The organism is Thalassotalea sp. SU-HH00458, assembly GCF_040362795.1.
In the GTDB taxonomy this organism is placed as follows: Bacteria; Pseudomonadota; Gammaproteobacteria; order Enterobacterales; family Alteromonadaceae; genus Thalassotalea_H; species Thalassotalea_H castellviae.
Window position 1 is genome coordinate 180796 of sequence record NZ_BAABWW010000003.1, and the last position, 17028, is coordinate 197823.

The 17028-nt window shown below is 35.4% G+C and carries 18 protein-coding genes and 1 pseudogene; 10 read left to right on the forward strand and 9 right to left on the reverse strand.

The window, feature by feature from the left end; all coding sequences use genetic code 11:
• Nucleotides 1-14 precede the first annotated feature (14 nt).
• The 4 genes from ABXH06_RS06060 to ABXH06_RS06075 all read right to left on the reverse strand — a co-directional run bounded on the left by ABXH06_RS06060 (nucleotide 15) and on the right by ABXH06_RS06075 (nucleotide 4475).
• Complete coding sequence (locus ABXH06_RS06060; protein WP_353517613.1) at nucleotides 15-1259, reverse strand: diguanylate cyclase; 1245 nt, start codon at nucleotides 1257-1259, stop codon at nucleotides 15-17.
• Between the two features lie 57 nt (nucleotides 1260-1316).
• Entirely contained in the window at nucleotides 1317-2255 is a 939-nt protein-coding gene (locus tag ABXH06_RS06065; RefSeq protein ID WP_353517614.1) for a response regulator, read from the reverse strand.
• A 174-nt stretch (nucleotides 2256-2429) separates the two neighbouring features.
• Nucleotides 2430-4154 (reverse strand): SpoIIE family protein phosphatase, encoded by a 1725-nt coding sequence (locus tag ABXH06_RS06070; protein WP_353517615.1) that lies wholly within the window; start codon nucleotides 4152-4154, stop codon nucleotides 2430-2432.
• Between the two features lie 12 nt (nucleotides 4155-4166).
• Nucleotides 4167-4475 (reverse strand): STAS domain-containing protein, encoded by a 309-nt coding sequence (locus tag ABXH06_RS06075; protein ID WP_353517616.1) that lies wholly within the window; start codon nucleotides 4473-4475, stop codon nucleotides 4167-4169.
• A 329-nt stretch (nucleotides 4476-4804) separates the two neighbouring features.
• Between ABXH06_RS06075 and ABXH06_RS06080 the strand changes: the two genes are divergently transcribed.
• The 4 genes from ABXH06_RS06080 (at nucleotide 4805) to ABXH06_RS06095 (ending at nucleotide 7504) form a co-directional block, all read left to right on the forward strand.
• Nucleotides 4805-6016, forward strand: a complete 1212-nt coding sequence (locus tag ABXH06_RS06080; protein WP_353517617.1) for a M24 family metallopeptidase — start codon at nucleotides 4805-4807, stop codon at nucleotides 6014-6016.
• A 196-nt stretch (nucleotides 6017-6212) separates the two neighbouring features.
• Nucleotides 6213-6776 carry a septation protein A gene (locus ABXH06_RS06085; RefSeq protein WP_353517618.1) on the forward strand — a complete coding sequence of 188 codons (564 nt, stop codon included), beginning with the start codon at nucleotides 6213-6215 and terminating at the stop codon, nucleotides 6774-6776.
• 12 nt (nucleotides 6777-6788) lie between these two features.
• The gene (locus ABXH06_RS06090; protein ID WP_353517619.1) at nucleotides 6789-7091 is read left to right on the forward strand and encodes a YciI family protein; all 303 of its coding nucleotides are present in this window, start codon (nucleotides 6789-6791) and stop codon (nucleotides 7089-7091) included.
• Nucleotides 7091-7504, forward strand: a complete 414-nt coding sequence (locus tag ABXH06_RS06095) for a lysozyme inhibitor LprI family protein (protein ID WP_353517620.1) — start codon at nucleotides 7091-7093, stop codon at nucleotides 7502-7504. The genes ABXH06_RS06090 and ABXH06_RS06095 overlap by 1 nt, the downstream gene beginning before the upstream one ends.
• A 55-nt stretch (nucleotides 7505-7559) precedes the next feature.
• Here the strand turns inward: ABXH06_RS06095 and ABXH06_RS06100 are convergent, their stop codons facing one another.
• A complete protein-coding gene (locus ABXH06_RS06100) occupies nucleotides 7560-7757 on the reverse strand; it encodes a hypothetical protein (RefSeq protein WP_311575864.1) in 198 nt (65 codons plus the stop codon).
• Nucleotides 7758-7922: 165 nt separating this feature from the next.
• On the opposite strand from ABXH06_RS06100, the gene ABXH06_RS06105 reads away from it, so the two are divergent.
• From ABXH06_RS06105 to ABXH06_RS06115, 3 genes and pseudogenes are all read left to right on the forward strand, one after another.
• Nucleotides 7923-8336, forward strand: a complete 414-nt coding sequence (locus ABXH06_RS06105) for a hypothetical protein (RefSeq protein ID WP_353517621.1) — start codon at nucleotides 7923-7925, stop codon at nucleotides 8334-8336.
• 112 nt (nucleotides 8337-8448) lie between these two features.
• Nucleotides 8449-8502, forward strand: a pseudogene (locus ABXH06_RS06110) (SEC-C metal-binding domain-containing protein); the annotation flags it as partial.
• 21 nt (nucleotides 8503-8523) lie between these two features.
• The gene (locus tag ABXH06_RS06115; RefSeq protein WP_353517763.1) at nucleotides 8524-8955 is read left to right on the forward strand and encodes a YchJ family protein; all 432 of its coding nucleotides are present in this window, start codon (nucleotides 8524-8526) and stop codon (nucleotides 8953-8955) included.
• Nucleotides 8956-8989: 34 nt separating this feature from the next.
• Here ABXH06_RS06115 and ABXH06_RS06120 read toward each other — a convergent pair whose 3' ends face one another.
• A complete protein-coding gene (locus ABXH06_RS06120; protein WP_353517622.1) occupies nucleotides 8990-9868 on the reverse strand; it encodes a U32 family peptidase in 879 nt (292 codons plus the stop codon).
• 24 nt (nucleotides 9869-9892) lie between these two features.
• A complete protein-coding gene (gene ubiU / locus ABXH06_RS06125) occupies nucleotides 9893-10888 on the reverse strand; it encodes a ubiquinone anaerobic biosynthesis protein UbiU (RefSeq protein ID WP_353517623.1) in 996 nt (331 codons plus the stop codon).
• A 192-nt stretch (nucleotides 10889-11080) separates the two neighbouring features.
• On the opposite strand from ubiU, the gene ubiT reads away from it, so the two are divergent.
• Nucleotides 11081-11608 (forward strand): ubiquinone anaerobic biosynthesis accessory factor UbiT, encoded by a 528-nt coding sequence (gene ubiT / locus ABXH06_RS06130; RefSeq protein WP_311575873.1) that lies wholly within the window; start codon nucleotides 11081-11083, stop codon nucleotides 11606-11608.
• Here ubiT and ABXH06_RS06135 read toward each other — a convergent pair.
• On the reverse strand, nucleotides 11605-13146 hold the full coding sequence (locus ABXH06_RS06135; protein WP_353517624.1) for an HD domain-containing phosphohydrolase: 1542 nt from the start codon (nucleotides 13144-13146) through the stop codon (nucleotides 11605-11607). The two genes, ubiT and ABXH06_RS06135, sit on opposite strands and share 4 nt — an antisense overlap.
• Before the next feature lie 579 nt (nucleotides 13147-13725).
• Here ABXH06_RS06135 and ABXH06_RS06140 point away from each other — a divergent pair.
• Together ABXH06_RS06140 and ilvN are read left to right on the forward strand one after the other, a co-directional pair.
• Nucleotides 13726-15450: an acetolactate synthase 3 large subunit gene (locus ABXH06_RS06140; RefSeq protein ID WP_353517625.1), complete on the forward strand. Its 1725-nt coding sequence runs from the start codon at nucleotides 13726-13728 to the stop codon at nucleotides 15448-15450.
• Nucleotides 15450-15947, forward strand: coding sequence for an acetolactate synthase small subunit (ilvN, locus tag ABXH06_RS06145; RefSeq protein WP_303452118.1), 498 nt, complete (start codon nucleotides 15450-15452; stop codon nucleotides 15945-15947). The genes ABXH06_RS06140 and ilvN overlap by 1 nt, the downstream gene beginning before the upstream one ends.
• A 166-nt stretch (nucleotides 15948-16113) precedes the next feature.
• On the opposite strand, the gene ABXH06_RS06150 is transcribed toward ilvN, so the two are convergent.
• Entirely contained in the window at nucleotides 16114-16584 is a 471-nt protein-coding gene (locus ABXH06_RS06150) for a low molecular weight protein-tyrosine-phosphatase (protein ID WP_353517626.1), read from the reverse strand.
• Nucleotides 16585-17028 lie beyond the last annotated feature (444 nt).

Consider the following 17028-nt stretch of genomic DNA (forward strand, 5'->3'; position numbering starts at 1 on the left):
TAACATTGGGCGTCTTATACTTTTTCAGATAAATGAACTTTTATACCCGATGTCACTTTGATTAGTTCGTCTTTTAATGGCGCAAAAAGTGCTTGGTATTGTTCAGTTTTATCCTCATTAACAGCAATATCAAACGCTTTACACATATCGAATAAATTCATGGCTCCTATTGAACATGACACACCTTTAATTGTGTGGACCAAATGTTTTAATTTGCGTTGGTCATGCTCTTCAATGGCTTTTTGTATATGAGTATGATCATCGCCATGATCTTGGTAAAACATGACTAAAATATCTTCAAATAAGCCTTCATCACCTAAAACATTATTAAGGCCAATGTGATAATTAATTCCTGCATATTTTTCGTCCATATTACGCATATCTTGTTTCTCTCCTCCAAATTCCGCTTCATCCATACCAAAACTCCCTTCTATCACGGTTTGGTTCCTGCCATTTTTTTTCGCTTTATATAATCCATGATCGGCTAATCGCATTAATTCTTCATAGTCAAAATATAGTACATGAGCCTCTAAAGATTTTCGACAACGTTCACACGCATTGTATACTTCCTCAATATGCGTATTAGGTAAACATACGGCAAATTCTTCGCCACCAACTCGACCAATTATGTCGTAATCACGAAAAGTATCTTTTAATATTCGAGCAAAACTGATCAGTGCTTTATCACCAATTTCATGTCCATAATTATCATTCACTTGCTTAAAGTAATCTAAATCAAACATTGCCATTGAGACTATATATTTATCACGCTTAGCTTGACTGATAATTTTCTGAACTAAACTTTGAAAGTTGCCTCGATTATTAACTTTCGTTAAAAAATCCGTTAAAGCTAAAGATTCAAGTTGACGAGTTTTTTCCATTAAGCGTAAAGAATTTCTCATTCTAGCTAACAAAACATTAGGAATATAAGGTTTAGTTACATAATCATCTGCACCAAACTCTAACGAAGCAACGATTTGTTCCTCATCGCCAGAAGCTGAAAGCATGATCACCGGAATTCTCGCTAAATCTAACTGCGCTTTCATGGCTTGCAGGGTAACTAAACCTGAGATCCCCGGCATATGCATATCCAGTAAAACTAAACTAATGTGATTTTCTTGTAAGATTGACAGTGCTTCATCACCAGATTCACAAGTGATCACTTGATATCCAGCTTCTTGTAAATCATGCTCAAGTAACAGTAGACTATCTTTGGCATCATCAACGGCTAATATGGTATATTTTTTAACTTTTTTCATTGAAGTCTCTTAAATTACAATTATCTTTTTCATATCATTTATAGCTATTTAACGTCATTAATTACCATTAAAGCGTTGTAGTGCTTTCATTAACAAATCAAACTCTTTCGATAATGTCTTTATTTGTAAACTTACCTCTTCTTTATCTTCACATCGAGGATTATTTTCAATTTTTTGACAAATTTGGCCTAATTTAAAAGCACCTAAATTTCTAGCGCTACCTTTAAGTTTATGGGCATATGATACGATTTCATCAACTTTACTATCGGCTAGGGAAACTTTTAATTGATTTAATAACGCTGGGGCATCATCAATAAATAATAAAACAAGCTTTTTGGCCAACTGAATATCGTTGCGAGCTGCCAACATAAACTCAGCTTGGCACCAAAGTTCAGAAGGAGTTTTATTTTCTTGAGTGTCTGTCGAATTAACAATCGTATTGTTCAATGAAGTTACAGTCCTTTTAACTTGTGAGAGAGTCAGTTCGTCCACCTCTAGCCATCGGTATATAATTTTTTCTAATCGTTTAATTTTGATAGGTTTACTAACGAAATCGTTCATGCCAAAGGCTAAGCATTTTTCTTTATCGCTTTGCATTACATTAGCAGTTATCGCGATAATAGGAATTGCTTGATAATGCTGTCCCACTTCTCCTTGACGAATCAATTTCGTAGTTTGAAAACCATCTAATTTAGGTAAGAAGCAATCCATCAAGATAAGTTGATAGCGTGCTTGGCTTTCCTTTAAACGTTGGAGTGCAGCTAAGCCATCTTCTACTATATCCGCAGTTAAATAAAGACTGCCTAGAACACCTAATATAATCGATTGATTTATTCGATTATCTTCAACAAGCAATATTCTTCTATTGAGTAAGGTATTTTTTTCAAGCGCCACTTTATCGCCCGACGATTCATCTATTGATGCACTTTGTTCGGTTTTTACTTTTTCTTTAGCTGTCAGCCTTCCTTTCGAAGATAGCTTTCTAATCGATGTCATGGTTTCATCAATATAAATAAATGACTTGTTGCTTAAATTAACTATGCCTTTTCTTTTTCTTATAAGCAATCTCAGTAGATTAAATATTAGTTATATTTATTTAAAACAAACATCAATGGTTTTACACAATAATGAATGGTGAATTGACCTCTCGCTTTGATGTGTTAACCGGGTTTACACATGCCAAAGGTAAGTGACTTCCGCAAATGTACCATTTTCTTGATATATAAGGCTTTCAGATAATTGCTCAACCAGTTGAATACCTCGACCACTAAGTTGATTGTTTATATCTTTTGACGTCAGAAATTGTGCTCTGACTTTATCAACATCAAAACCATTACCGCTGTCTTTGATGACAATATTTAATCGACCGCCACTTTGTAAAGGGAAATAAGAAAGCAACAAAGATAAATATCCTTCATTTAACGTTTTCAATCGGTGATCTCTTTCTACAAAATACTGGGAAAAACCATCTGGAGAATTTTTTAGTTGTGAGTTTAATTTCAACACACCATGATCTAAAGCATTAATATAAAGCTCGGTTAAAATAGTAAAAACATTTTGCCAATGTTGTGCATGCCCTTCCATTGCTTGAATTTGATTCATCGCCATTGGAATAGGGTTAACTTGTGACAATCGTTCTCCGGTTAATGTTAATTCCCATTGCCAAGCTGCGGTGACTTTAGAGGGAGGTGACACAGACGTTGAAAAAATGTCTACTTTACTTTCTTGCTCATTCAAAGCAAACGTCTGTTGCCCGAAATCGCAAGGAATTTCAATTAACGAGATATCATCTTCTTGGGGCATTTCTTGACAAAAGTCATTGATAGTGACTAACACTTCATCACAAATATTTGACTGGATAATTCCTTGTTTAGCCGCGTTTTCAAAACGACAAGTACCAAACATTTCACCTGTTACATTTCTCGCTTCTATAATGCCATCACTGATAAGTACCAGAGTATCGGTTAAAGAAAGTCTAACAATGGTTGATACATGATCATCTAATAACCGAGGTAAAACCCCCATAGGTGGATGACTAGATGGAATTTGATGCTTAATAACGCCTTGCTCATCAAATAAATAGGTATCCGGTAAGCCGGCATTAAAAATACAGGCTGTTTGGTCATGGTTAGAAATAGAAACAAAACTTGCCGCTAAAAATAAATCACGAGGTAATAAATGATATAGTTGCTGATTAATCTGACTAATAATCTCTGCTAACGAAAAGCCCTTTTTAGTCATAGAACTAAATGTCTCTGCTAATGGAATAGCACCAATTGAGGCGCGTAAACCATGGCCGGTAAAATCGCCTAACATTACATGCACATCCCCATTAGGGCTTAATGATGATAAATGAATATCGCCACTGAACAGGTCCGCAGGTTTTTTAATCATGCCTATTTTATCTAAACCGAAATTACGTGACTCTAATACGTCAGCCATCAGTTGTTCTGCCAGTTCAGCGTCCTTTTGTTGAATTAACTGTAGCTGTTTAATCTGACCATATAAGTCATTAATCCGTTGAATTGATTTAATTTTCGCCTTAAATACATCAGGAGAAAATGGCCGTACAAGAATACCGTCACCACCGGCATCAATACTGTCGATAAAAGCTTGTTCAGTATCTAAACTGGTAATAAAAATTAGGGGACATAAACTATTTTTCTGAGAAAGACTTTTGATCTTTCGGGCGGCCTCATAACCATTCATAATAGGCATATTAATGTCCATCAACACGAGATCGGGTTGATAATTAATATACGCAGAAACGCCTCGTGCACCATCGTTCGCAGTGAAGACTTTATACCCTTCTTCTTGTAATAACTTGCTAAGAATTTCACATTGTACAGGAGAGTCATCAACGACCAAGGCGAGTTTTACTTTAGGCTCAGCCATCAAGAGTAACCTTTATGGCTCAATATTCATTAAACGATGAAATTGGGCAATTTCTAATATTTTTAAAACCGTTGCATTAGGTTTAAAAATAATAAGCTTCCCTGTTAACGCTTCAACATGATCTTTTAGCAATAAAAGCATCCCTAACGCTGAGCTATCCATATAAGTGGTTTTAGATAGATCGACAACAACCTTGCTGCCGACAATATTATATTCACTATACGCATTTCTAAACTGTTGATGCGAAGAAAAGTCGAAACTATCCTCAATAGTTATAATTAATTGGCGATTATCATTTGAAATTACTTTTTTTATCGACATTCTTTATCCCTGAATAACAATGTTAAATGCAAAAAACAATCATTGGATTAATATATCATTTATGACGTTAGCTGAATAATAACTTACCTCATTAGGTTTCTTATTAAATAATACCCTAACAATATTGTCTATTATTTATCCTATTAAGCTAATGAATAAAGCTAATTAATGTTTATTCGAAATTTAACGTTTTACTCATCTTAACTATTTATGAATAAATGGCATTTAATGCTCAATTATTTTGGTATATTGTATAAAATACTTTAATTTGATTGTGATAACATGGCATAATCGCCTCCATAAAAATTCTCTAAGTAAAAGGGGTTAAAATGACAATTGGCGTAGGCGGTTCAACCGCAGAGATAGAGTTAGCAAAACTGACAGATATGACAGCAAATGTTACAGCAATTACTGAGTCAGAATATCAACAAAGAATACAAAAAGCTCAGCAGATAATGAAAGCGCATAATATTGCGGCAACTTATGTGAATGCGGGTACCAATCTATATTATTTTACCGGCACAAAATGGTATGCAAGCGAAAGAATGGTGGGCGCTATTATACCTTCAGAAGGTGAAATTCACTATATTGCTCCGTATTTTGAAGTGAATACATTACGCCAATACATGACAATTGCAGGTACGATTCATGGTTGGCAAGAACATGAGTCACCTTATCAATTATTTAATGATGTTTTAGCAAAACTAGACATTAGCGAAGGTCATATCGCTTTTGACGAGTCAACAGCATTTTTTATTGTTGATGGCGTAACAACACTGAATAAACAACTAACGATTTCTGATGCTAAAATTGTCACCGCAGGTTGTAGAACACAAAAGTCCGATCATGAAATTGCATTATTGCAACAAGCAAAAAATATGACGTTGGCCGTACAGAAATCTGTCGCTCGTATTTTAACACCAGGCATTTCTACTCAAGAAGTTGAAGCCTTTATAAATGCCGCACATAAAAAAGTTGGGGCAACGGCTGGTTCTTATTTTTGTATTGTTTTATTTGGCGAAGATTCCTCTTATCCCCATGGGGTGAAAACGCCTAAAACACTTGAACAAAACGATATCGTATTAATTGATACTGGTTGCCAAGTAGAAGGATATAAATCAGATATAACACGCACATATGTGTATGGTGAAGCCAATCAAAAGCAGCGTGATATGTGGAATATTGAAAAACAAGCACAACTTGCCGCTTTTCATGCAGCACAAATAGGTGTCGCTTGTGGGGACGTTGATGTCGCCGCAAGAGAGTATCTTGCTAGCCAAAACTTGGGGCCTGATTATCAAACCCCTGGTTGCCCTCATAGAACAGGACACGGTGTTGGCTTAGACATCCATGAATGGCCCTATTTAGTACGTAATGATCGCACTCCTTTAGCAAAGGGGATGTGTTTTTCAAATGAACCTATGCTGGTAATTCCGTTTGAATTTGGGGTACGCTTAGAAGATCACTTTTATATGACAGAATCAGGACCAAAGTGGTTCACAGAGCCTTCACATTCCATCGATAACCCTTTTGGTTATTAACAATTTTAATAACTGAAAGTGATAGCAATATCACATTGAGGTTTGATTTAAACGTATTCATTCAGAGTGAGTTTCAATATTTAGCCCCCTCACTTTGAATGATTCGCCTTACTTTGATAAAAAATGACGATAAAGTGTTGGAGAAACATCTGCTATTCGTTAGAATAATTCCACTATTTTATGAGAAAAGTCATTCATGCACGCTATTTTTGAATACCTGCCCTTAGTAATCTTTTTTGTTTTCTACAAATTCGGTGATTTGTATTGGGCAACAGGCTCACTGATCGTTACCTCAGCCTTACAAATATTATATTACGTGATAAAAAAACAACCGATCCCGAAGCGAAATTGGATATTTTTTGCATTAATTGCGGTATTCGGTGGTCTTACGATATTTTTTCAAGACGATGCTTTTATTAAATGGAAAGTCACTATCATCAATGCATTATTTGCCATTGTGCTAGTAGTGAGTCAGAGCTTTTTTAATAAAAACTTAATTAAAGAGCTAATGGGCGAGTCATTACCTTTACCTGAGAATATTTGGACTAAGCTTAACTTAGCTTGGGCAATTTTCTTTATGGTATGTGCTATTTTAAATATTTATATCGCTTATAATTTTCCCTTAGAAACTTGGGTTAACTTTAAAGTATTTGGTTTAATGGGCTTAACCTTTACCTTTGCTATTTTAACCGTTTTTGCGTTGTATAAATATCTTCCTCAAGATAACGATGAAAACAAAGCTAACGAAGAAAATAACTAATAACGGATTACCATGTATTATTTAATTTATAGTGAAGATGTCGAAAACAGTTTGCCCTTACGGATGAAAGTGCGTGATAAACATATCGCTAGACTAACAGACCTTCAACAAGAAGGTCGATTGTTAGTGGCCGGACCATGCCCCGCAATAGATGCTGAAAACCCAGGGGATGCGGGCTTCACCGGCTCATTAATTATTGCAAAATTTGCCAATTTAAACGATGCTCAATCATGGGCCGATCAAGACCCATATATAGATGCTGGTGTGTATAAAAGTGTCACTGTTAAACCTTATAAAAAAGTATTACCGATATAATGAATAAATTGATATATAAACTTTTATTTATTGGGCTACTTTGCTTATCTAGCCATTCGAATGCATATCAAGCGAAAAAATTAACCGATTGTGATAAACAATTTAGTAATAACACTGAGTTATCTCAGTGTTTAGATATAGTAAAAGATTCGATTGATAGAGAATTACAAACATGGATCAATAGCCAAGTTTTTATTTTAGAAGAATTCGCCCTTGAAACAGGCCGACGTTCGGCACTGGAAATGTTTAAACGTTCCCAACGAAATTTTATTACTTATCGTGAAAATAATTGTCGTTGGCAATATCTACATATTTCGCCTGATACGCGTGCGGCAGCAGCTTTTAAAAAATGTTATATCACAACAACTAGAAATAGAATTAACGAATTAAGTCAACTCGAAAAAAATAACTAAGAGTATAAAATAGTTCATTTTAGTCTTTAATTGATAACCTAACCTTTCTAACGAATTAAGGCATTTTCCTTAATTGACTTACTTGCATCACGGTAGTCAACATATCAACTTCTTCATTAATATCTTTTAGCGCTCGACTTAGTCTTAATAAAGAGTCGTCTGAATAATTCTCATCAATTAATACTTCCTGTAAATGATCTAAGGAATCTTTTACTTGCCTGACATTGTGTCCAATTGGAGTAATCCGCTCCATCTTCATACCTTAATAATTAAAAAATAGTTGGCGAAGTAATGACTATAGACCAGCTTTATTATTTTTCCACAAAGATTAAAAAATAGACTTGATCTACTGTACAAAACAATATACTGTTTATATATACAGTATATTGTTTTACATTAATCTAAAAAGGTAAACGCTATGAATATCAATCATTTAACAATCAACAACCCAATTGACTTAAACAATACTAACAGCTGGCTTGATGTTAGAGGCATAGACAATTCACATCAATTATCAGATCAGTATGAAGATATTTGTAGAAAACATGAAATCAATAAAAAATGGATTTTAATGATCAACCCAGAGAATCAATCTTTAGCAACATTATCTAAATCTACAAATGTCGATACGAGTAAAATATTAAAAGTGAACACCAATAAAACTAAAATTGACATCAAGAATATTGAATTTGCTTTAGGTAATGGTAATTGTGCCGCTGTAATTTTATGTAACCCTTCACTAAAAGATGAAGAGCTAGCGCAACTTAATTATTTTGCTGAAAAAGGTCAAACCGCCTGTATTGTATTAAAAAATAAACAGCAATTGCACTAATACCAAGAATTGGATGTACCAAAATGAGGAATTAGTAATATTAATCAATAATATACTTAAGATGAATAAAAGCTTGATATAATCAAAAGCAAATTCAACAAACGACTATTATCGAAATATGAATTGTTATTGTGGCAGCCAACAAACGTACAAACAATGCTGTGAGTTAATCATCAAAGGGATAAATATTGCAGAAACACCAGAACAGTTAATGCGATCTAGATACAGTGCTTATGCGGCTATGATCCCGCAATATATTTATGCGACCTATGCCGAGTCGACAAGAAAGTCCCAATCACTTAATGAAATCACTCAATGGGCACAACAAACCAGCTGGTTAAAATTAACCGTATTATCCAGTGAACACATAACAATCAAGCAATTTACTTCGCAAACAAAGCCAGTTTTGCCATATGTACATTTTCAAGCTTTATATTTTGATTCTCAGCATTTTTGTTTAATGGAAGAAAAGTCACGTTTTCTCATAGAAAATGATCAATGGCGTTACCTTGATGGGGATATCATTAAACACAGTAACTTGCCTACACCAAAACGTAACGCACCTTGTCTGTGTTTAAGTGGCAAAAAATTTAAGCACTGCTGTGCTTTATTTGTTTAATAAATCCGCCTAATCACGGTTTAATCCGAGATTTTTAAACATTAGCCATCCCAGCAATTTTGTGCCAATAACCATTACATTCATTGTTTTTATCTAATGGAATATATTGCGGGGTGACCAATTGCCGCTTAAATTGGCTTAGCTTATTGAAGGCCTGTTCACTATCGGCACTTATTCGGACAATATCAACACCAATCGCTTGCATATTATTAACTTCGTTAACTAAGTTATATTGATCGCCGGACATGGTTTGAATGCCATTTAAAGTAAAAACTTGTTCACCTTCCTGACTCTTCATTTTTCTCCCTTGAGGATAATGAATGCAACAATATTGACAGTCATCTTTAGCTCGATTTTCTGATCGGGCTGTAAAACATCGGGCAGAATAAGCTAAAGGGAGGTAACCCCAAGAAAACACCTCACATTCAAATTGATTGCGAATCGAAGATTGCTCCGCTTTTTCTAATAAAGAACTGAGCCAGTCACTCGATAATTCAACAGGCATAACCCAGCGGAACATCCCTTGCCTAAGCAATACTTTTAACGTTGAAAGGTTGTAACAATTCATGGCTGGCCCTGCAACAAACGGTAGTTTATTTTCATGCAATATTTGTACGGCACTAAGATCATTGGCTTCAATTAAAAAATCACCATTCGTACAATATTTTTTTAGTGTTTGAATTTCAGCCGCGGATTCCAATAAAGTCATTGTTGATATAACTACTTGCTTTCCTGACTTTGCTACTTGTTTAGCTAATTCAAACCAGTCGTTTACGCGCAACTCTCGTCGTTTAGAACAAACGGTTTCACCTAAATAAATAATATCAGCCTCACTATTTATTGCTTGCTGATAGAATGTTTCAACTTGATCTTTAGGCCAAAAGAACAAACTGGCTCCGAGGGAAAACTTCATTATTAACTCTCTTTGTTTAATCGATTATTGCCATTGACGGTGATAAGCACCTAACGTGGTTTGTTTCCCTTCTGATAACTTTGCTAAAGAATCCATCCAACGACTTTCTACCTCAAATTTATCGGGAGATCGTTGATAACTATCTAATGCACTACGCCATGTTTTTGCTATCTGTTCAACATAAGCAGGGCTACGTTGTCGGCCCTCTATTTTGACCGAAACTACGCCCATTTTTGCTAGTTGAGGGATCAAGGCAAGGGTATTTAAACTGGTTGGCTCTTCTAGTGCATGATATACGTTTTCATTTACAGCAAATTTACCTTTACATAACGTAGGATATCCAGCCTTTTCATCCGGTTGATAACGGTCGATCAATACACCATTTAGCCGACTTTCCAAACCTTTATCAGTGTCTTGCCAACGCACATATTTAGCTGGTGAACAAGCTCCAACGGTATTAGGAGATTCTCCTGTCATATAAGAAGATAAATAACACCGCCCTTCCGACATAATACATAAACTACCAAAAGCGAATACTTCTAACGGTACTGGAGTTTTAAGGGCTAATTGTCTGACTTGTTGCACAGATAATACTCGAGGTAACACCACACGACTTACTTCAAAGTTTTCATGATAAAATCGGATAGCTTCTATATTCGTTGTAGATGCTTGCACAGAAACGTGTCGCTCGATATCAGGGTATTTATTTGCTGCATAATCTAACACGCCTAAATCCGCAATGATTAAAGCATCGCACCCAATGGCAACGGCATCATCAACAGCTTTTCGCCAACGCATTTCACCTGCGGGATGTGCAAAAGTATTGATGGCTACATGTAACTTTTTCTCTCGCTGATGAACATAGTCAACAGCTTTTAATAATTTACTTTCTGTGAAGTTTAATCCGGCAAAGTGTCTGGCATTAGTATCACCTTTCATACCAATATAAACCGCATCTGCGCCGTTATTTATTGCTGTTTTTAAGGCAGGAAAATTTCCCGCCGGACATAATAATTCCATACACGTCTTTTTTCAGTAGAATAACCAGCGGCAATTTAACGATTTTTCAATGATGAGGGTTTGACTTAAAACAAACTTTTCGGTTTTTATTTGTAGAACTTTTTCACTAAAAGTTGATCTGTAACAGATAACAATTGAACGCTATTGCTACCATAGCACCTACCAAAACTTTTATTTAAACAAGGGTCCGTTGTGAGGAATCTCATTCCATGTAGTCATTTCACAGCAAATTATGGCGCCAAATTATTAAACAATTTGCCCAGTATTTTAACACCGGTATTAACACGAATTCCTGACTCTGTTCATAAAGCATGTTTATTACCGATTTTACATTCTATTTTTTCTGACGCTATTAACGAGGGTGATTTTGACTTTTTACAAGGGAGCTGGTTAAACATTAACATCAATGATTTGGGGATTTCTTGGCTGTTAAGTTTTCAAAATGATCGCTTGATCATGGCACCAAAAAATAGCAAAAAAGCAGATGTCTGCTTTTTTGCAAATGGCGATGATTTATTATTGATAGCAGGTAGAAAAGAAGATCCTGATACCTTGTTTTTTCAACGACGTTTAAAAATCGAAGGCAACACAGAGTTAGGATTAGCAGTTAAAAACGTTATCGATGCACTAGATTTAGACCAACTACCCAGTATAGCCCATAACGTAGTAAGCCATTGTGCAAATATCATTGCCAAGCATCGAGTTCAGAGTATTGATTAATCAGGCAAACGGTTTCTTATAGACCAAAACTCATCGAAATTATCAATCATAATATCGACGAGTGCTGGCTGAAACTTTTTCCCTTTTTGTTCAATAATATAAGCTTTGATTTCTGACGCTGACCAAGGTTTATCGTAGCTACGTTCTGATCCTAAAGCATCAAACACATCACCAATAGCGACAATACGTGCTTCAATTGGAATTGCTTCCCCTTTTAACCCTTCTGGGTAACCCGTTCCATCCCAATTTTCATGATGATAACGCGCTAATTTCGCCCCTACCATCGCGATACTGGCTTTTGATTTTGTCAATAATTGCGCGCCAGATTCACTATGAGTTTTCATAATATCCCATTCGTTTTCATCGAGCTTTCCTGCTTTATGCAAGATTTGCTCTGGGATGGTGATTTTACCTAGGTCATGTAATGGTGCGGCTAACTTAATAGCTTCAACGAGTTTTTCATCTAAACCAAACTTTTTAGCAATTAATTCACAAATTGATGAGACGCGCTGAACATGTAAACCGGTATCTTTACTTCTTGATTCGATAGCTTCGCCAACAATACAGAGTAATTCTTTTTGTGCTCGCTCAATTTCATGCTGCTTAGTCAAGCTTTCTAAAATATGTGCAACATTTGTCGCAAAAAGTTCAGCAAGATTAGATCTAAAATGCTCGGCATCATCTTCAAATTCTATATATAAAACAGATGATGCTTCTGCGGAGGTTTCATAATACCCCACAAAATAATCACTACTTGAAAAATGACATTTTTCATCAAAAGCTTTGCGAATTAATGCCCTAACCTCTTCGCTGATTTTAGAATCGTCGAGACTATCTGACTCACAAACATACTTACCTGTACAAGCAATAATTAGATTAATACTTTCTTCATCAAACTCACGCTGACTTCTAGCAATATATAAAGCGGAGCTATCAACATCCATTAAGGTTAATAGGTGATTTAAGGCCGCAGAGCCAAAGGGACGAAACTGGCTTATTTTCAATAGATCGTGCGTTGATTTTATCAACTGTTTAAAAGCATCAAGCGAACGCTGAATCGTCATGATATCGCGATATGCCCGAATACTCGCATAAACAGTTGTTGTCATTTTACCGGAAGTGAAATCTGTTTTTTCTTTATAATCATTAATGTCAAACTCTTTAATCACCGTAGCTTCAGGAGCATTCCCCGCTTGTCCAGTTCGTAACACTAAACGAATTGCTTGATTACGTTGTTCTTTGCGGATCCATTCAACCAATTCTAATCCTGCATGGTCTGTTTCCATAACAACATCAACAAAAGCCATACAAAAGCTTGAATCATCTTTAAGAATTTCTTTAGCTTCAATGGAGGAATATACCGAAACTATATCCAAACGCCTATTTTCAATTACCGCATCGGCTAAAACCAAGCGAGTAATTTGATGAACAGATTCATCATCATCAACCACCAAAATTCGCCAAACTTTTTGACTATTTACTTTTTTTGGTGCAATAAAGTCGTCTGTCGACTCTTCCTTAAATATGAACTTAGACATTGATTAGATTAAATTTTTATTTGCCATACTGTTGAGTGTAGAACAATTTTCATAAAATTCATAAAGTTTAATTTATCCGTAAAATGGTCAGTTTTTACATACCATTGATTGATAAATTTAAATAACACTTTCACATCGAAGCAATCTCTGTAATGCCGAGGATATTTTTTGATGTTGCTAGTTATAATCAGATGAAATTTTTAATGAAAATAAAATATAACCGTTTTAAGTCATAATGTAATAAATGGTTGACAGATCCCTCTTTTGGCCTTAAAAATAGAGTCATAAACTTTTATTGGTATTTACTGTAATTATTTACCAAGAAAACAAATAGAATATTTAAATTTTATGCACTTATCATATGTACTCAACGTTGTCCTCAAAGTCGTGGTGGTTTTAAAACCAAAACGCGAGGTTTGTTGTGCATAGAAAAATCAAATAACAACAATTTTATAAAACCCTCGCTCTAAATAAGACCGAGGGTTTTTTTATCATTAAATATTTAGAACAACATAAAAATTTTGAAGTTTTAACAAAGGAAACCTATTGAATAATAGGTTAATAATAAAGGTAATAGTTATGAGTACACCATTATTTACTGGTGCAGAAATGGTTGTAAAAGCCTTATCCGCATTAGATGTTAAATATATCTTTGGTTACCCTGGTGGAAGCGTATTGGATATTTATGACGCCATTTTTCAACAAGATGATTTTGAGCATATTCTCGTACGTCATGAACAAGCCGCAACGCATATGGCAGACGGTTACTCAAGAGCGACTGGCGAAGTTGGTGTAGTGTTAGCGACCTCTGGACCAGGAGCAACCAATTGTGTAACAGGTATAGCCACCGCCTACATGGATTCGATTCCAATGGTGGTTTTATCAGGACAAGTTGCAACGAGTTTAATTGGTGATGATGCTTTCCAAGAAACCGATATTGTTGGTTGTTCTCGCCCTATCGTTAAACACAGTTTTAATTGTCGTAAGGTTGAAGACATCCCAAATGTTATTGCTAAAGCTTTTTATATTGCTAAATCTGGTCGACCGGGACCTGTTGTGGTTGAATTACCGAAAGATATTCTGATCCCAGAAAATAAAGCAGAATTTCATATTCAAACCAATGTTAAAATGCGTTCTTACAACCCAACGAAAAAAGGTCACCCAAAACAAATTAGAAAAGCAGTTCAAGCGATCACAGAAGCAAAAAGGTTAGTTGTTTATTCAGGTGGTGGGATCGTCTTAGCCAATGCATCTGAATTACTCACGCAACTAGTAGAAACATTAAATGCCCCTTGTACTAACACCTTAATGGGTTTAGGGGGATTATCAGGCACGCATAAAAACTTTATTGGCATGTTAGGAATGCATGGTAGTTTGGAAGCGAATAAAGCGATGGCCAATGCTGACGTTATTTTAGCCCTAGGCGCACGCTTTGATGATCGAGTGACCAACAATGTTAAAAAGTTTTGTCCAAATGCGACAATTGTACATGTAGATATTGACCCTACTTCAATTTCTAAAACCATTAATGCTCATATACCGGTAGTAGGTTTAGTCGATATTGTTCTTCAACAAATGATTGATGAACTTTCAGAGACTAACTTTACGCCTAATCAAGCAGTACTCAATGATTGGTGGCAACAAATAGAACAATGGCGTTCAGTTAAAAGTGTAAGTTATCAACAAGATAATGATAAAATCAAACCGCAACGTGTAGTTGAAGCTATGTATGAAATTACCAAAGGTGAAGCATACGTTTGTTCAGACGTTGGTCAACATCAAATGTTCGCAGCGCAGTATTATCCCTTTGCTAAACCTAGACAATGGATAAATTCTGGCGGGCTAGGCACTATGGGGTTTGGCTTACCGGCAGCAATGGGCGTTAAATTAGCGTTTCCAGATAGCCACGTCATTTGTATTACCGGTGATGGTTCTATTCAAATGAACATTCAAGAATTGTCAACGTGTCTGCAATACAATTTACCTGTGGTGATCATTACGTTAAATAACCGTTCTTTAGGTATGGTGAGACAATGGCAAGACATGATTTATGGCGGTCGTCATTCATCTTCTTATATGGAGTCGATTCCTGATTTTGTTAAATTAGCAGAAGCTTATGGTCATGTGGGAATTCAAATTGATACCTTAGATGAACTAGACACTAAACTCACTGAAGCTTTCTCAATTAAAAATCGCTTAGTATTTGTTGATATTTGCGTAGATGAAAATGAACATGTTTATCCTATGCAAATTAAACATGGTGCCGTTGATGATATGTGGGTTACAAAAGGAGTAAAAGCATAATGCGTCGTATCTTAGCTATTTTATTAGAAAACGAACCCGGTTCGTTATCACGTATCGTCGGCTTATTTTCTCAGCGTGCTTTTAATATTGAAAGTTTAACCGTTGCCCCAACAGAAGATGAAAGCTTATCTCGTATCACTATTGCGACAAAAGGCGATGACAAAGTTCTTGAACAAATTGTCAAACAAGTAAATAAATTAATTGATGTCATCAAAATTACAGATTTAACTGAACGCAGTCATGTAGAACGAGAATTACTCTTGATTAAAGTGTTGGCGATGAATGATAAGTCGCGCACAGAAGTCAAACGCGTTACGGATATTTTTAGAGGCTCTATTATCGATATTGGCAAGCAAGTTTACACCATACAATTAACCGGTGATGCCGACAAATTAAATGCTTTTGTAAAAACTTTGGCGCACGAAACTGAAATAATTGAATCAGTTCGCTCTGGTTGTGTAGGCATTGCAAGAGGTGAAAAAGCACTGCGAGTTTAAGAATAAATAAACATTGAAAATTAATTGATTACGAACGTTTTCTATCCCTTTCATCTGCAAGAATGCGAGGTATATTGTTTACTTTATTTCGATAAACCTTAGCCTAAAACAACAAAGCCAAGCGTAGTGCTTGGCTTTTTCGTTAACTCTTCAATCAACATCCCATTTAAACGAGCTCTTTAATTAAACCGTCGCTAGCATCTTCTACAAGATCTAATACGAATTGAAAACCTTTGGCCCCACCATAGTAAGGATCGGGTACTTCGTTTTCTTCAAAGTTGGCGGAAAAGTCTAAAAATAATTTTATTTTGCCGGTTAAATGCGGCGGAGCAACTTTATGCAATTCTTTAACATTATGTTCATCCATCGCTAAAATAAGATCAAATTTTTCAAAGTCATCAACGGTTACTTTACGCGCTTTGATATTATCAAAAGAATAACCTCTAGCAAGTCCAGCTTTCTGAGCACGATGATCCGGTTTTTCTCGCGCATGTGAACCTATGGTTCCCGCAGAATCAATGTGTAAGCTTAAACCATGTTCTTGTGCTTTATGTCTAAAAACAGCTTCAGCACTTGGAGAACGGCATATATTGCCCATACAAACAAAAAGTATGCTATTTATTTCCTTTAAACTCATATATTTAACCTTTATCTCCGTTTGATTTTATTATGCAATATCTATAATTTTTCCCTAAATGATATCAATGTTTTCAGGGATATATAACCACTATTTTGTCGACTTACCTTGTGTTCGTAAAGTTTTATTCAATTTTATTTTTACGTTAATCTCTTAAGCTTACTTACTAGAAAATATAATGTGTGCTAGAAAAAATTAACAAGCTGAGTTAGCCGTTTTCAATAAACTCGATGAAGATAAACACTCGTGATGACAAACGAATGTTCAGTCTTCTGTCAAAGTTATTTAATATTTCTCACTTCAACGCCATGGTTACTTTAGCTGAAAACGGATAAAATGATAAATTCCCAAAATATTGATAATTTTGCTACAGTTAAAGCAACTTATTAACTATCTCAGAGTAAGAGCAATCGCGTGTTTTTAAAAAAAATATTAAGGATGATA

What these genes read in the sequence shown, in the direction of transcription:
- ABXH06_RS06075 (WP_353517616.1), bottom strand. Translation starts at nt 4,475, where the DNA reads ATGTCGATAAAAAAAGTAATTTCAAATGATAATCGCCAATTAATTATA.
- ABXH06_RS06065 (WP_353517614.1), bottom strand. Translation starts at nt 2,255, where the DNA reads ATGACATCGATTAGAAAGCTATCTTCGAAAGGAAGGCTGACAGCTAAA.
- ABXH06_RS06085 (WP_353517618.1), top strand. Translation starts at nt 6,213, where the DNA reads ATGCACGCTATTTTTGAATACCTGCCCTTAGTAATCTTTTTTGTTTTC.
- ABXH06_RS06100 (WP_311575864.1), bottom strand. Translation starts at nt 7,757, where the DNA reads ATGGAGCGGATTACTCCAATTGGACACAATGTCAGGCAAGTAAAAGAT.
- ABXH06_RS06150 (WP_353517626.1), bottom strand. Translation starts at nt 16,584, where the DNA reads ATGAGTTTAAAGGAAATAAATAGCATACTTTTTGTTTGTATGGGCAAT.
- ABXH06_RS06140 (WP_353517625.1), top strand. Translation starts at nt 13,726, where the DNA reads ATGAGTACACCATTATTTACTGGTGCAGAAATGGTTGTAAAAGCCTTA.
- ABXH06_RS06105 (WP_353517621.1), top strand. Translation starts at nt 7,923, where the DNA reads ATGAATATCAATCATTTAACAATCAACAACCCAATTGACTTAAACAAT.
- ABXH06_RS06135 (WP_353517624.1), bottom strand. Translation starts at nt 13,146, where the DNA reads ATGTCTAAGTTCATATTTAAGGAAGAGTCGACAGACGACTTTATTGCA.
- ABXH06_RS06095 (WP_353517620.1), top strand. Translation starts at nt 7,091, where the DNA reads ATGAATAAATTGATATATAAACTTTTATTTATTGGGCTACTTTGCTTA.
- ABXH06_RS06070 (WP_353517615.1), bottom strand. Translation starts at nt 4,154, where the DNA reads ATGGCTGAGCCTAAAGTAAAACTCGCCTTGGTCGTTGATGACTCTCCT.
- ilvN (WP_303452118.1), top strand. Translation starts at nt 15,450, where the DNA reads ATGCGTCGTATCTTAGCTATTTTATTAGAAAACGAACCCGGTTCGTTA.
- ABXH06_RS06080 (WP_353517617.1), top strand. Translation starts at nt 4,805, where the DNA reads ATGACAATTGGCGTAGGCGGTTCAACCGCAGAGATAGAGTTAGCAAAA.
- ABXH06_RS06120 (WP_353517622.1), bottom strand. Translation starts at nt 9,868, where the DNA reads ATGAAGTTTTCCCTCGGAGCCAGTTTGTTCTTTTGGCCTAAAGATCAA.
- ubiU (WP_353517623.1), bottom strand. Translation starts at nt 10,888, where the DNA reads ATGGAATTATTATGTCCGGCGGGAAATTTTCCTGCCTTAAAAACAGCA.
- ABXH06_RS06060 (WP_353517613.1), bottom strand. Translation starts at nt 1,259, where the DNA reads ATGAAAAAAGTTAAAAAATATACCATATTAGCCGTTGATGATGCCAAA.
- ABXH06_RS06090 (WP_353517619.1), top strand. Translation starts at nt 6,789, where the DNA reads ATGTATTATTTAATTTATAGTGAAGATGTCGAAAACAGTTTGCCCTTA.